The 14,226-nt window shown below is 34.7% G+C and carries 19 protein-coding genes, 1 tRNA gene and 5 pseudogenes; 2 read left to right on the forward strand and 23 right to left on the reverse strand.

Annotated features, from left to right (window positions below; genetic code table 11):
• Nucleotides 1-18: 18 nt before the first annotated feature.
• From SPD89_RS21000 to SPD89_RS21035, 8 genes and pseudogenes are all read right to left on the reverse strand, one after another.
• A complete protein-coding gene (locus SPD89_RS21000; RefSeq protein ID WP_336263896.1) occupies nucleotides 19-144 on the reverse strand; it encodes a hypothetical protein in 126 nt (41 codons plus the stop codon).
• Nucleotide 145: 1 nt separating this feature from the next.
• A pseudogene (locus SPD89_RS21005) lies at nucleotides 146-346 on the reverse strand (XtrA/YqaO family protein).
• Nucleotides 347-376: 30 nt separating this feature from the next.
• A complete protein-coding gene (locus SPD89_RS21010; protein ID WP_336263897.1) occupies nucleotides 377-586 on the reverse strand; it encodes a hypothetical protein in 210 nt (69 codons plus the stop codon).
• A gap of 115 nt (nucleotides 587-701) precedes the next feature.
• On the reverse strand, nucleotides 702-899 hold the full coding sequence (locus SPD89_RS21015) for a hypothetical protein (RefSeq protein ID WP_336263898.1): 198 nt from the start codon (nucleotides 897-899) through the stop codon (nucleotides 702-704).
• Between the two features lie 39 nt (nucleotides 900-938).
• A complete protein-coding gene (locus SPD89_RS21020) occupies nucleotides 939-1,370 on the reverse strand; it encodes an ASCH domain-containing protein (protein WP_336263899.1) in 432 nt (143 codons plus the stop codon).
• Nucleotides 1,371-1,626: 256 nt separating this feature from the next.
• Nucleotides 1,627-1,971 carry a hypothetical protein gene (locus tag SPD89_RS21025; protein ID WP_336263900.1) on the reverse strand — a complete coding sequence of 115 codons (345 nt, stop codon included), beginning with the start codon at nucleotides 1,969-1,971 and terminating at the stop codon, nucleotides 1,627-1,629.
• A 260-nt stretch (nucleotides 1,972-2,231) separates the two neighbouring features.
• Entirely contained in the window at nucleotides 2,232-2,495 is a 264-nt protein-coding gene (locus SPD89_RS21030) for a DUF3310 domain-containing protein (RefSeq protein ID WP_336263914.1), read from the reverse strand.
• A gap of 198 nt (nucleotides 2,496-2,693) precedes the next feature.
• Nucleotides 2,694-2,912: pseudogene (locus SPD89_RS21035) on the reverse strand (transposase); the annotation flags it as partial.
• A gap of 21 nt (nucleotides 2,913-2,933) precedes the next feature.
• Here SPD89_RS21035 and SPD89_RS21040 point away from each other — a divergent pair.
• A complete protein-coding gene (locus SPD89_RS21040) occupies nucleotides 2,934-4,043 on the forward strand; it encodes a site-specific integrase (RefSeq protein ID WP_336263901.1) in 1,110 nt (369 codons plus the stop codon).
• 275 nt (nucleotides 4,044-4,318) lie between these two features.
• Here SPD89_RS21040 and SPD89_RS23285 read toward each other — a convergent pair.
• From SPD89_RS23285 to racE, 7 genes and pseudogenes are all read right to left on the reverse strand, one after another.
• Nucleotides 4,319-4,729, reverse strand: a pseudogene (locus SPD89_RS23285) (group I intron-associated PD-(D/E)XK endonuclease).
• 168 nt (nucleotides 4,730-4,897) lie between these two features.
• Nucleotides 4,898-4,971, reverse strand: a tRNA-Gly gene (locus SPD89_RS21050).
• Nucleotides 4,972-5,041: 70 nt separating this feature from the next.
• Nucleotides 5,042-5,563: a metallophosphoesterase family protein gene (locus SPD89_RS21055; RefSeq protein ID WP_336263902.1), complete on the reverse strand. Its 522-nt coding sequence runs from the start codon at nucleotides 5,561-5,563 to the stop codon at nucleotides 5,042-5,044.
• Nucleotides 5,556-6,173 (reverse strand): XTP/dITP diphosphatase, encoded by a 618-nt coding sequence (locus SPD89_RS21060; protein WP_336263903.1) that lies wholly within the window; start codon nucleotides 6,171-6,173, stop codon nucleotides 5,556-5,558. Before SPD89_RS21060 ends, SPD89_RS21055 begins: the two co-directional genes overlap by 8 nt.
• Entirely contained in the window at nucleotides 6,170-6,928 is a 759-nt protein-coding gene (rph, locus tag SPD89_RS21065) for a ribonuclease PH (protein ID WP_336263904.1), read from the reverse strand. Before rph ends, SPD89_RS21060 begins: the two co-directional genes overlap by 4 nt.
• Before the next feature lie 34 nt (nucleotides 6,929-6,962).
• Nucleotides 6,963-8,030, reverse strand: coding sequence for a GerMN domain-containing protein (locus SPD89_RS21070; RefSeq protein WP_336263905.1), 1,068 nt, complete (start codon nucleotides 8,028-8,030; stop codon nucleotides 6,963-6,965).
• A 97-nt stretch (nucleotides 8,031-8,127) separates the two neighbouring features.
• A complete protein-coding gene (gene racE / locus SPD89_RS21075; RefSeq protein WP_336263906.1) occupies nucleotides 8,128-8,940 on the reverse strand; it encodes a glutamate racemase in 813 nt (270 codons plus the stop codon).
• A gap of 212 nt (nucleotides 8,941-9,152) precedes the next feature.
• On the opposite strand from racE, the gene SPD89_RS21080 reads away from it, so the two are divergent.
• A complete protein-coding gene (locus tag SPD89_RS21080) occupies nucleotides 9,153-9,347 on the forward strand; it encodes a helix-turn-helix domain-containing protein (protein WP_336263916.1) in 195 nt (64 codons plus the stop codon).
• A gap of 568 nt (nucleotides 9,348-9,915) precedes the next feature.
• Here the strand turns inward: SPD89_RS21080 and SPD89_RS21085 are convergent.
• The 8 genes and pseudogenes from SPD89_RS21085 to SPD89_RS21115 form a co-directional block, all read right to left on the reverse strand.
• A complete protein-coding gene (locus tag SPD89_RS21085) occupies nucleotides 9,916-10,230 on the reverse strand; it encodes a type II toxin-antitoxin system RelE/ParE family toxin (protein WP_336263907.1) in 315 nt (104 codons plus the stop codon).
• Nucleotides 10,217-10,486: a type II toxin-antitoxin system Phd/YefM family antitoxin gene (locus SPD89_RS21090; RefSeq protein WP_336263908.1), complete on the reverse strand. Its 270-nt coding sequence runs from the start codon at nucleotides 10,484-10,486 to the stop codon at nucleotides 10,217-10,219. Before SPD89_RS21090 ends, SPD89_RS21085 begins: the two co-directional genes overlap by 14 nt.
• 380 nt (nucleotides 10,487-10,866) lie before the next feature.
• A pseudogene (lepB, locus tag SPD89_RS23290) lies at nucleotides 10,867-11,308 on the reverse strand (signal peptidase I).
• Between the two features lie 87 nt (nucleotides 11,309-11,395).
• On the reverse strand, nucleotides 11,396-12,097 hold the full coding sequence (locus SPD89_RS21100) for a hypothetical protein (RefSeq protein WP_336263910.1): 702 nt from the start codon (nucleotides 12,095-12,097) through the stop codon (nucleotides 11,396-11,398).
• Between the two features lie 65 nt (nucleotides 12,098-12,162).
• Entirely contained in the window at nucleotides 12,163-13,011 is an 849-nt protein-coding gene (locus SPD89_RS21105; protein ID WP_336263911.1) for an ABC transporter ATP-binding protein, read from the reverse strand.
• 37 nt (nucleotides 13,012-13,048) lie between these two features.
• A complete protein-coding gene (locus tag SPD89_RS21110; protein ID WP_336263912.1) occupies nucleotides 13,049-13,450 on the reverse strand; it encodes a 4'-phosphopantetheinyl transferase family protein in 402 nt (133 codons plus the stop codon).
• A gap of 322 nt (nucleotides 13,451-13,772) precedes the next feature.
• Nucleotides 13,773-13,868, reverse strand: a pseudogene (locus tag SPD89_RS23295) (hypothetical protein); the annotation flags it as partial.
• A 100-nt stretch (nucleotides 13,869-13,968) separates the two neighbouring features.
• Nucleotides 13,969-14,181: a hypothetical protein gene (locus SPD89_RS21115; protein ID WP_336263913.1), complete on the reverse strand. Its 213-nt coding sequence runs from the start codon at nucleotides 14,179-14,181 to the stop codon at nucleotides 13,969-13,971.
• Nucleotides 14,182-14,226: the final 45 nt, after the last annotated feature.

The raw sequence follows: 14,226 nt of genomic DNA on the forward strand, positions 1-14,226 counted from the left end.
ACTATATATTTTTCTCATTTAAAGGTATGCTTGCTCGATAATCCTTTGACTAAAGTTTAATCCTTCAACCATATAATAAATATTGTATTTTTGAAGTTCTAGTTCTTTTCCTGTGAGTTTAAATTCTAATGTCTGTTCATTCATCTTAGAACTCTTCCCCCTCATCCCACTTAACCCGTTTCACCTTCCCTTGGTGTGTGATTATTTTTGTCTCTCAATGCTGCGGAAGCTTTGCTATTCTAGCTTTACCATCACACACCACAATGGAAAATGAGTTATTTTCTTCCATTATATCAATTTCTAGTCTATTAGTCTTAGGATTTATATTTATATCTTGTAATCTCATAGCAGAACCCCTCCACATCATGAATGCCAATCAGGCTTGTCCTGTTTTTATGTTTTGTAGAACACGATATTTTCCGTTTGGTTCGTCAATCATTCGAATGCCATAAGGTTCTAGCCAATCAGAATTGCCCTCATTGTCTTCTCTCCCCGAAAATATCATGTTCTCCGTTTCAACCTCATACACATCAAATTCATAGTTCCACGCAATGTGAATCGCTTCAACAACCTCATTCGTTGGCATAATCTAAACTCTCCGCCGTCCCAATCGTATGCCATGAATTTTGCTTCGCTTTTTTCCATGTTCATCTCCTTTTTTCACAGTATTTGTCTACTAACCGCTATAATCGTACTCTAAATTAACGTTTAAATGTTATTTTTGACGGATCAACCACTTTAAGTTTCCCGGATAATTTAACAATCGGATAAGCAATCACTCCGCCAGGCTGACCGCCAACCATCGGATTGGCGTCAATAACATTTGAGTATTGGTAAACTCCTATAAATTCGGCTTCTACTAAATCGTCTTTTATAATGACATAACAATCTTTATCCAAACCATTTTCGCTCCTTCTCTTTTTTATCGAACTGCGACGCTACAATTTTCCATCCCATTCCCATAAACTAAGTTTTCCTTTCGCTTGTATGGGTTCCGATAACATATTGACATTCAATAATTCCCAAGCGTAACGACCTTCTGTATAGTCACCGAATTTAATCTCTAAGCCGCTAATATTAGGACCAGTTGTTGTGGCAACTTGATTACAAAAATTGAGTACTTTATGACAATCTGCTATTTCCGCCATCGCTATAACAACACCTGTTGGTAAATCTTTATATGATTCGATTTTGTGTTCTTTTAATACACCTTTAATCCAGGAGTCATTACAGGCATCTTTATCAACTGACTTACCTGCGTGAATAGCAATCTGCCCTCTATATTTAGTTTGCCACGAACGAGTCTCAAATCTTTTCTCACCTAGAGCAATAAGAGTTGCCCAAGGCTGTTTTATAGTAATAGCTTTCATTTTAAACACCTTCTTTACGTCACATTTATTGTCTACTGTTCAATAATATATTTAAACGTTTCATGGGTTCACGTAGCTTGTATTTGGTTTTCATTTGATCACCGCCAGTTCTATTCTTTTACGCTTGCTACTGATTAATTTAATACGTGCTGTTTTTTGATTGATGGGATATATCGGCTCTGCTAATCCAGATAACACTAACGTTGTAAAGTCAAATACTAGATCGGAGTAAGTGATCCATCTATAATAGTTTCCTTCACTGAAACACTCCGCCTAGTCTAATTAAGTTATCTCTGTCATTACGAGTTATCCAATCTGTTTCTAGATAATCTTTCGTATTTATTTTTGTATAAAATTCCGTGTAGTTGTTTGAAAAACTTCCGATATTTCTAGTTGACAGCTTGTGTAATACACTTAAATTTTGACATGTATAGCTTACCTTCAATTTAGCTCCGAAAAATCGCACTTTTTCTATCCCAATTATTAAGTAACTGTTGTTTTCATACTCGATGGTTTCACCGATTCGATTTGGAGGTTTATATAACTTAAATGTTTTTACTAGAGTCATTATTAGCATTTTGTCTATATCTGACTTTTTCATACGTTCACCTCATCACATCAAATAATGATTATTGGTAAATTCCCTTCTCTGCAGCAACTGGATTAATCCACAGTACCTCTTGCCTTTTTGCCCCAGCTTCTGCTAAAACACTCATTGTTTTTTTGTCCATCAAAACCAACTCGCATGAGGACTCTCGACTGTACGATCCTCATTCAAAATCTTGTCTTTCATTCTCGCCCTGTAACAAGAATCACACAAATGCCCTTTTTTAATCACTCGACTGCAATCAACGCATTTTTTCATTTTGCTTCCACCTCGATTAACTTTTTTAAATACCATTCTGCTTTTCCAAGATCTTCTATTCCGTTTTTGTCCCCGTACCTGTCTAAATATTTTTTAATGTTTCCTTTCAAATAGCCGACAAATTCATCATGTGTCATGCTGTTTTGAATGTTATCAATCGTTTCCATCTTGTGCATTTTATAGTGTTTTGGGCTGTTTATCGGATCCATGTTTCTACCTCCATTTCGTTTGCGGCTCATAAACATAACGCCTGTTTTCATATTCAATTACAGTCGGGATCTCCTTCTTAATTTTGAGATGTCGGATGGGTAGTTTATATGTTAATTGCCTATGTATTTTCCCTTCCCGTGCTTGATGAAATATTGCTAAAAATATCTCACTTAAATTGCAATAATAAATGCAACACTCTTTGTGAAACCAGTATATAAGGTTTTTCTGTAATTTGTAGATTGTGTGACCTAGGCCACACAATCTACAAATTTCGCGAACATTTCGCTCGGTGTTTGGTAGTCTAATATTTTCCGAGGAAGTGTGTTCATCCAATTTGCAACATCATTTATTACTTCATCAGTATATGTATGGATCGGCTGTCCTTTTTTGATAAATCTTCTAATTAGACCATTGTGACGCTCGTTTGATCCTCTTTCCCATGAAGCATAAGGATGTGCAAAATAAACGTTTGAAGGGGGGGCAATCTAATGGCTAGTTTCCAAAAACGAGGGAAGACATGGCAATATACAGTTAGTCGAAGGGTTAATGGTAAATCAAAACCAATTAGAAAAGGCGGTTTTCGAACAAAAAAAGAAGCTCAAGTTGCTGCTGAAGTTGAAAATAAGCTAAATAAAGGGATAGTTCCTCATTTGAAATTAGAGCCTTTTGACGAGTATTTCGAGTTTTTGTTAAATTTGTACAAGCCTCATATAGGGAAAAACACACGAAATAGGTATTTAACTATATTAGGTACTATCAAAGAATATTTTGGTAGTAAACCTATACAGCATATTAAAAGAAGTGAGTATCAGGAGTTTTTAAACGATTACGGTAAAAGTAAATCCAAGGCTACTGTAAGAAAATTAAATTCACATATTAGATCCTGTGTACAAGATGCTTTGGAAGATGGAGTTGTTACACGGGATTTTACAAGAAAGGTAAAACTATCTGGACTTGAGCCGAAGAAGGATAGTGAAAAGCATCTTGAATTTGACGAAAGTATTGAGTTGCTTAACTACGTACAAAAGAAAATAGATGAAGGGTTATCTTATTTAGTTATTCTTTTAGGGTTAACTTCGGGTATGCGCTTCGGGGAAATGGTCGGATTGACTAGAAAAGATTTCGATTTTATTAATAACACAATTAATATCGATAAAACATGGGGATATACAAATAAAATTCATGAAGGTTTTGGTCCTACTAAAAATGAGAGTTCCATAAGAATAATCAAGATGGATGAAGAAACAATGAAAGTCTTTGAAGACTTCTTTCAGAAAACTCCTGACAATTTACATAGACTTGTTTTTTACAGTCCATCTTCTAAATACAAAGTGATCAGTAATGGAGCAGTAAATAAAACATTAAGAGAAGCATTAACAAACTTAGATATTGATCATATTAGTGTACATGGATTACGCCATACGCATGCCAGTGCAATGATCTATAAAAAAGAGGCAACATTAAATTATATCAGTGAACGATTAGGTCATGCAGATATAATGACAATTTATAATGACTACTCTCATGTAATGAAAGAGTTAAGAGCAGCAGATGGGGAGAGTACTGTAAAAATGTTTGCATCAATGTTCGCTGTGTAAAAAATGTGTAAAATAATTTAAAATCCAATCGTTTCTAATCGTAATCTGAAATAAAATCAAGAGATTAAAAACACCCTTAAACGTTATTATATCAACATTTAAGGGTGTTTTTATTTTCGTGTAATCTTATTACACTTTCATCAGAAAACGTCCCAGGAGAGATTCGAACTCCCGACCGATGGCTTAGCTTACCACTATGATTTTCATCACAAACTAAATAGTAATTTGTGGTCTGGACTATATCTTCACCATTTCAGGTGCGACACGTATAGTCTCTACGGAACCTCACGATAATCATCTGCAAAATTAATAAGATGCTTTTGATTATTCTTTGGAGTCTTTACCCTCAAAGTGACTGATTGTTGAAATGAGTTTGGATCAAATTAATAACATTCAATCGTTTATGGACAGTAAACACAGTACGCATCAATCTCATTTTTATCAACAGGCTTGCTGACTTCATCTTTAGTGTTGCAGTAGGATGGTCGGAATCTAATTTCTAGACTTCCTTTACTGTTTAACCCCTTATACTTTACTTGAACCCTTTTTAAGGTTTGCTCTTTATAAATACCAAATCAAAAGGGGCATGTTCTGTTAAGAGAAACAAATCATAAGCCTTTCTTATACAAATCCACTTGAGCCTTTAAAACTCCTAAATCTCCTTTTGTTTTTGTATGATGTTTCAATGTAAACACCTCATCAGAGATCGTAAGTTTCCTCGGTATTACCATCAGCTTAACCTGTTAAGGCTTCACCGATATAGTGTCGTCCACTCTAAAGGTTTTTGTTTCCCTTTAGAGGCTCCTATTCTTGAAGGCCATTGCTCTATCCAGCTGAGCTACTGGGACAAAAAATGGAGCGGGTGAAGGGAATCGAACCCTCGACATCAGCTTGGAAGGCTGGAGTTTTACCACTAAACTACACCCGCAATTTTTATTCAATTTTTTCAACGCAAGAACTATTATATGCATTTCTTATTTACTTGTCAACTTAAAATGCTAATTTTTTATAGTAAATTTATTTTTATAAGGAAAAGTCATAATCTCCTCACCTTCAAGGCTATAAAATGTAACTTTTACTTCTAAAGGCACTTCCCATTCTATAATAACATAACTAGGTACATTAAAATGCTTCGGTAACAGAATGCTCCCTGGATTAATAAATAGTTGTTCACCAATTTTTTCAGCATAGGCGATATGGGAATGTCCAAAACATACGATATCTGCGTTTACTTCTAATGCTCTATATTGTAAATTTAGCAAGGTTGATTTCACATCAAATAAATGACCATGAGTAATGAAAAAGCGAAGTCTCGCTTTTTCTACAATTAACTCATCTTGAAAATCTCCTTGCCAGTCACAATTTCCTTTTACAACTTGATAACCGTTTAAAGGAGCAGCTTCAGCAGTGAGTTCTGAATCTCCACAATGAATATATTCAGAAACTTGATGTCGCTCTTTTATTGTCTCTAGTTCTGATGTAAGTCCGTGACTATCACTTACAATAAGTACCTTATTCATCTTTTTCACCTGCGTTTATTTCCTCGTTTAACCATGTTTCTAGTTGAATAAGTGCATTAAAACGATGACTTATTTTATTTTTAACACTTTGATCTAATTCTGCCATCGTTTTATTGTACCCATTCGGTATAAAAATTGGATCATATCCAAACCCATTTTCACCTTTTGGTTCCGTTGAAATGACCCCTTCACAAGCACCTTCTTTAAAAATCGTTTTCTCGCCCGGAATAGCCATTGCTAAAACACAAATAAAGCGTGCACTACGCTTTTTTTCTGGCACATCTTCCATTTCTGTTAATACTTTTTCATAATTTAACAGGTCATTCGTCGGTTCCCCACCATATCGTGCGGAATAAACACCTGGTCTTCCCTCAAGTGTATCGATTACTAATCCAGAATCATCAGCTAAGACTGGTTGTTCAATCATAGCTGAAATTTGTTCTGCTTTTAATCGTGCATTTTCCTGAAAAGTTACCCCTGTTTCTTCAACTTCCGGTAAATCGGTATCTAAATCTATCAAAGACTTTACTTGAATTCCATATTGATCAAATAATTGTTTAAATTCCTTTACTTTTCCTTCATTCTTCGTTGCAATAATAATTTCTTTCACTTTTCTTCTTCTTCCTCATCCGTCTGACTTCCAACCTTTTCAGTTAAATCTCCTAATACTTCTTTTTGTACTTCAAAAAGTTGTTCTATCCCCTCTTGTGCAGCTTCCAACATTGATGCTAATTGATCATATGAAAATGTTGCCTCTTCTCCAGTTCCTTGAATTTCAACAAATTCACCTGCACCTGTCATAACGATGTTCATATCTACATCTGCAGCAGAATCTTGCTCATAATTTAAGTCTAAGTTTATTTCACCGGTTGGAGACACTCCCACTGAAATTGCTGCTAGAAAATCAGTAATTGGAAATTTTTCAATTATTTCTTCTTCGATTAGTTTGTTACAGGCAATCACTAATGCGACGAATGCCCCTGTAATTGAAGCAGTTCGGGTACCTCCATCAGCTTGAATAACGTCACAATCAATCCAAATTGTACGTTCACCAATAAGGTCAAGATTTACCACAGAACGTAGTGCACGTCCAATCAAACGCTGTATTTCCATTGTTCTTCCACTTACTTTGCCGCGTGAAGACTCTCTAATATTTCGCTGTTCTGTTGCTCTTGGTAGCATAGCGTACTCGGCTGATATCCATCCCTTATTTTGTCCTCGCATAAATGGAGGCACTCGATCTTCAATACTTGCATTACAAATTACCCGTGTATTTCCTAATTCGATAAGTACCGACCCTTCTGGATGAGTTATAAAGTTAGGTATTATGTTAATTGGTCTAATATCATGTCTATTGGTATCCATTATTTACACTCCTAATACTACAAAAATTTGACTGTTACATTTTTTCGGATTTTATAATATCGTTTTTAGTTACCGGCTTGTCATAGGTAGTCCCATTTTCACTCACAACTTTTTCTTTATTTTCTACTTTTATATCAACCGCTTCAACGTCTTCTTGTTCGGTAAGCGATCTTACTAATGTTTCTACAACATCATCTGCAATAACTGCTTTTTCTTCATCTTTTAATATTTCTTCACTAAACTCTAATTGTAACACACCATCATTCAAAACGGGTTTAGTTAATAATGTTGTATTATCATTAAACACCTGAAGTCCTTGAATTTCATAAGAAGGGCCTTCCATCAATGCTTCGACAATTGTTGTAAAAACATCTTCGTTATCATCGTTAATGTATTGTGTCATTGGCACAAAATAAAGATTATCATTATATTGTTTCGGATAATGGACAGTAACTACTTTACTATGCATTAAACTAGGTTGATCTTTCACATAAATATTTATACCATTACTCTTAGAATACCCTTCTGAAAGTGGCGTCCCATTCACTGGCATTTCATCTAAATTTTCTCCATTGATCCAAAGCTTTATCTTATTTACACTGTCAAACTGCGTCAATGTATGTGTCATCGCTTGAAGAATCTTCACTTCTTCCTCAGCCTCATAATTCTTAAATTCTTCCGACAAATCCACAATTAATGTTCCGTCTTCCTCTAGGTTCAAACCGATAATTTCGGTACCAGCAGGTAATACGGCCTGAAATCCATTAGGCAACATTTCAGTCACTGGTCCGTCTTTCACCAAATATTCAAGCGCTTGAGTCGCGGCTGATTCCGTTTTAGGTAGTTCTAATGTTTGTGGAACCACCATCCCGCTCGCATCGATTAAATACAGTTCTCTTGCCACGGTTTCGTCTGATTCAATGACCTCTTCTTCCTCTTCAACAGGGTCGTCGCCTTCCGTTTCCTTGCCTTCCTCGTCAACGATAGTTACGTCTTCTGGAACGTCTACTTCTTCAAAAGTCTGTTCACCTTTCAAACAGCCTCCTAACAAAAGAACTAAAACAATCAATAATTGTACGTGCAGAAATTTGATCTTTTGCATAAAACACCCTCCCATTGATGGTTGTACTATTATATATACGTCCAAGTTTTCAAATAATGCTAATGATTATGAACGTCTAATGGGAGAATGTTAAAATTTACAAAACTATTTTTTCAAATTTCACTTTGTTCATTTCGCATAAACTTTTCTTAAATATAGACAGATAGATTTTCTTAAAAACATCCATATCTCCTGTCGTATAAAAACTATGATTTGGTTCACGATTATTTTTATATAAAAGTTGATTTACCTCTAAAATGACACTTGTTTCCCTTGCTGTTTCTTCACTCGAAGAAATGATTTGAACAGTTTTTCCCATTACCTCTTGGATTGTCTCCTCAAGTAATGGATAATGAGTGCATCCTAAAACGAGCGTATCAATACGGTTTGACAACTTCAATGGAAACAACGTATCCTCAACAACCTTTTTCGCTTGTTCTCCTGAAATTATACCTTTTTCTACCATCGGCACTAATAACGGGCAAGCTAAGGCGATAACATCTAATTCACTATTGATCTGTAATAACGCTTTTAGATAAGCTTTGCTGTTTATAGTGCCTTCTGTACCGATAATACCAATTTTATTGTTTTTTGTAACCTTTATTGCAGCCCTTGCCCCCGGTTGAATAACTCCAATCACAGGAATGTTAAGTTCTTTTTTAAGTTCATCTAACGCAAATGCAGTTGCTGTATTACAAGCAACTACGATCATTTTAATATTTTTAGTTAGTAAAAAGCTTACCATTTCTTTAGTAAATTGAATAACTTCGTGTTTTGGCCGAGGACCATATGGACATCGAAACGTATCTCCAACATAAATGATTTTCTCATTCGGTAACTGCCGCATTATTTCATATGCGACAGTAAGTCCTCCAACCCCCGAATCAATTACTCCTATTGCCTGATCCAATTTTTCACCTCATTTGTATGTGCGAACATCTCTATTTTACCATAGGAAAATATTTTTTTGGAAAATAGATGTTCGTCCAAGGCTTTTATACGCACTGATTTTCAATTTTTTCATAAGTTATAGTGACTAAATAATTCCCTTCAGATTGCATCTCAAATGACAGCAAGGAGGGGTACCATTTGAACAACTCAAACGAATATAAGCAGAACAAAATATTAACAAAGAGGGAAAAAGAGGTATTTGAAATACTAGTTCAAGATAAAACAACGAAAGAAATAGCAGAGGAATTATTTATTTCAGAAAAAACTGTTCGTAACCATATATCAAACGCAATCCAAAAGCTAGGTGTTAAAGGAAGAGCCCAGGCAGTAATTGAACTTATTCGGATGGGAGAGTTAAAGTTATAAAATAGAAAGCATTTTATTATACACCAATGCATCTACTATTTGCTGTACTCCATACTCGATAAGAAAAACTGATCGCCAGCGTGTGATCAGTTTTCTTTTTGCCGATATTAATTTATGTAATCTGTTTAGTTTTGGTACCATATTCCTTCTCTAATTCTATTTAGGGTAGATCTTCTACATTTTTTGGAATATGTTACTATTCACAAACTACTCATTCTGGGCATGACAAATAAACCGATGAACGTTCAATTTTTTCATCGGTTTATTTGATGGGTCAAAATTTCTTTTAGTGTATAAGGATTACCTTCTACGGCTCGCTCCAAAGCATCCACAATATTCAAACCATGTCGTTTGCAGGTTTCTGCATAAGTCCGAATGGTCGCATAATTTGAGTCTCTGTATATAATCAATTATTTTCATGCAAAAAGTGACTTTCAACAATAGAAAAAGTTGAAAGTCACTTTTTACATATCCCTAAGAAATATCAATATATAGGTTGCCAATGTGTTTTGCAAAACACAGTCAAATTAGAATAGCTATTTTTCCTAAACCCATACAATTACAAAATCTACCTATTGTTTCTTAATATCTGAATATAATCCCTTGCTCCATGCAGTATTCTATAAATATATACAGTATTTTCAATAACTCTATAAAAGGCAATATAAGGTTCAGAAATAACCATCCTAAATTCGAAGTGAATTAGGCTTTCTTCCATTACCCTCGAACCAGCATACGGAAATTTTTCAAGGTGCTTTATAGAAGTCATAACACGATCTAATATTTCATTTGCAGCTTCGGGATTATCCAGTAAAATATAAATAAAAATATCATCAAGGTCATCGTCGGCTGCTGGAAGTAGTTCTACATTATAATTTTTCATCAATTCTCTCCTTGATTCTTTGATAAGCAGAATCAATTGATGTCGTTTTATCACCATTTATTCGCTGTTCTTCGGCTACTAATAGTTTTTCTTTTAAATCTATGATTGCTTCCCTTTTTTCAAATGCATCAATACTCATGAGTACAAGATCACCTTCTCCATTCTTAGTGATATAAACAGGCTTCTCTTTCTCATGCGCCAAATTAGAAATGGAATTATAATCGTTTCTTAACGAGGTAGATGACTTTATAATCAACAGCAAGACCTCCATTCATTTATTATACCATTATAATACCATAATTCCTGCATAATATGCACCTGTTAGTTAATAAGGAACAATGATATTTATCACCCCGTATTTCGCACTAGTTAAGTAGTGCGTAAAATTTTTAAACTGGAAAATCTCCTAACAACAACTTCTTTGTCGTTGTTAGGACAAAGAACTACAGGTTTTACTAATTATCGACATGTAATAGGTAAAAAGGGTTTTATGACCATTATTTACTTTCTTTTTCGACAATTTTCACGCTCTTTGGTTCTGTATAAATATTGTAGTCCAAACAATAAATCTAAAATTCGCTTTATCCGTGACTTATGATTATCAGGTAATACTCTATTCATTTTTCCATCTTGATCCTAGGGGTGGGGCAGAATCTGTAGATTAAGCAAGAACTGAACTAGGGTGAATAATTTTATGGACAAGTTAGTTTTTGAAAGAAGACGAATACGATTATCGCCCAACACAAATAATGAGTCTTTAGGGACTCTTGTTTCACCCGTTACCTCTTCTAGAGTAAAGTCAACCGTAATCTTACCAACCATTAATATAAAGAACATCATCTTTTACTCCAACCGTATCTCCCGGCAAACCAATGACCCTCTTAATATAATACTCATTAACATCGGGTGCATCAAATACGATGATATCGAATCGTTGGATATTAGAAATTTTACTCACAATCACTCTGTCATGATTTTCAAAAGTAGGTTCCATAGATTGTCCCAAAACAAGCGAAGGCGAGAACAAGAAACTACGAATGACAACCGCTATAATAAGTACCAATAACAGTGATTTTATCTAGGAATACACATCATTGACTATATGTTTTCTCCTTTGCTCCAATCGTTTTCCCTCCTTTATTTGTTTATCACACTTCAACATGGATCATTTTCTTTTTGCAAGCTTTAAAAACAATACGACTAATAAAAGCGAGTAAATGATGATCCAGACAAAAGGAAATATCGATAGATCTGAGATATTTTCACCACTCCAATTGCTTAACGGTGTTTGTGTAATTACTGACGGGGGGAGGATCCAAACGATATTTTGAAAGGTTGGTGGTAAAACATTATAAATTCCTAAAGCTGCTATTGAAAGGATGACGATCAGTGAAAGCCCGCCATAGGAATTGACAGGGTTATCCATTAAGCCTTTACTAAATAAACTTGCCACACAAATACCTAAAGTAGCTAATAAAATATGATTGGTCAATGAAACAAAACCAGTCGTTAACGTAACAGGTTCCTTGAACATATCAAACACAATTGGATATAGGAATGCATACACCGTCAGAACCATGGCAACGAGCCACACTGACATTAATTTAGAAAGATAGTAACGATTTCTACTTTTCAAATGAAGAATTATCATTTGTTTTTGTATAGGTGCATCGAGTGATAAGATGCTTATACACAGCCAAACGGATACGATATATAAAATCAATGCAGTAATCGCATAACTACTAATAACTGGATTAGGTTTATATGTATAAAAAACAAAAATGAAAATAAAATAGGTTGAAACAGGCGGGAAATATTTATTGGAACGGATATAATCGTACAAACTATACTTAACAAGTTCTTTCAAAACAACCTCTCCTTCTATCGATAGACCATGACGATGAGTTATCCGTGATTCAAAAGGATTTTTTATTACCCTATTTGATTATTCTCATCGACTACTATGGTTGATACACTATCAATGCTTCCTTGTAATTGCAGGACCCTGGATAGAATGGTGTCACTGTTTTCCAACCCAACATAGAGTAATAAACGATTTTCTTTATTTTCCATATGTAGAACCTCATCCCACTGTTTGACGATTAGCTCATCTATCTTTTTTACTTCTATTAATTTTATTTGTTTTTTTGCTAACATATTATTTTTTGAGATCATACCATGATGTAAATAATAAGTCGTTTCTATGACATCATCAAACTTATGAGATTCGTGATAGGTTAATAGAATCGTACTGCCCTGCTTTTTAAATTCCTTTACAATATTTACTAGTTCTTGCTGTGCATGGACATCAAGACCAGATATAGGCTCGTCTAAAATGAACAGATCTGGTTTTTGTAAGATGGCTTGGATAATACCAACTTTTTGGATGTTTCCTTTGGATAGGTGCATGATCCATTTATGGTTCATTACCTCCAATTGAAAACGATGAAGCAAGTCTGGAATTCTTTTATTTAGATCCTCTTTGGAAATACCACCGATTCTTCCAACATAATGTAAATATTCGCCAGGTGTAAAACGAAGCATTTTAGGAAATCGATCAGGTACGTATCCAATTCTCAAACTTTTATTTGGATATACCACTTTCCCTGAACTAGGCCGCTCTAGACTAGATATAATCCGTAAGATCGTACTTTTTCCTGTACCATTCCCTCCTAGAAAAGCAATAACCTGATTCTCCTCGATGGTTAACGAAATATCATGCAAAACCTTTTTATTTCCGTATTCTTTACTTATCTGTTTGAGCTCAACAAGCTTGCTCATAAGTCCCCCTCCTCATCCATACCGATACATGGATTCATCATAATTTCATGTTATGTTTAATCCCTTTTTCCATCACTTTACTAAACAGCCTCTCTAAGGTAATAACGTCCACCCTTTCTGGTAATTTCGAATAGTCACAAGTAGCTAAACTATATTGGGAATCAAAATCATACAACTTAAATGTTACATTTGAGCGCAATAGACTTTCTTTCGTGGTAAAAGAGATAGCAGACTCGTGGATCCTTACAGATAAAGAATGTAACGGAGTTTGTAATCCAGTTCCCATACATTTTATATAACTTTCCTTTAACGTCCATAAATCAAAAAATACTTCGTTCTGGTATCTTCCTGTAATAGCTTTCAGATCTTCGTACTCTATAGGATGAAAAAAGCGTTTAGCTACACCACGGTCTGCGTTATCCCGTTTCTCAATATCCACACCTACATCCCCAGTATCAAAAAGACAAACTACCCAGTCTCCAGAATGAGAGATATTAAAATAGAAAGGAACATCGATATCTATTCCTGGTTTCCATATTAATTCATAATAAAATGAATGTGATTATTAACTTAATCAGATCTTCAAAATAAGCCATTAATTTTTAGGTACATTTGAAAGCCAGTTTTGATACAGTTTATAGGCATCGTTGAGTGATTCGGCTTCATGGATGTCAAAGAATTGCTCTTTTAGTTCATAAGCCTGTCCAAGCAATGGAAGTTTTGAGTCCATACTTGTAGCTTTATCTGGTTATCAAAGTCTGTTAAGTCTTTACTCCTTGTAAGAAGCACATATCATTTGCTAACTTAACAACATGAAACTTTTCTATCACAATTTTAGTGTTGGGTATTACTGTATTAACAGCACTTTTTTAAGGATTCCACAAGTCCATGACTACAAGTTCTATTTTTATTTTATCACTGTCTTGAAGTTTAGATAGGTAACTAATAACCACATCCTTATTTTCGTTTTCGTAAAATATCAATTACCGACTTGTTTTCAACATCTATGATGACACAACGATAGTTTTTAAGTAAATGGACTTCATCAATACCGAGCCATTTAGGAGTTCTAAAATCGGTTTGAGCTTCAAGTTCAACAATGTAGTCATTAAAGATGTTTCGTATAGACTTTTCGTTACCGCTTATTTCCTCTACAACATTGGTAAACATTTTTTAAGACTTGCTTCTTGAATCCATCCAATTAGCCTATTAGTT

Origin of the sequence: Pseudogracilibacillus sp. SO30301A, assembly GCF_037072025.1 — a bacterium.
Lineage (GTDB): Bacteria > Bacillota > Bacilli > Bacillales > Amphibacillaceae > Pseudogracilibacillus.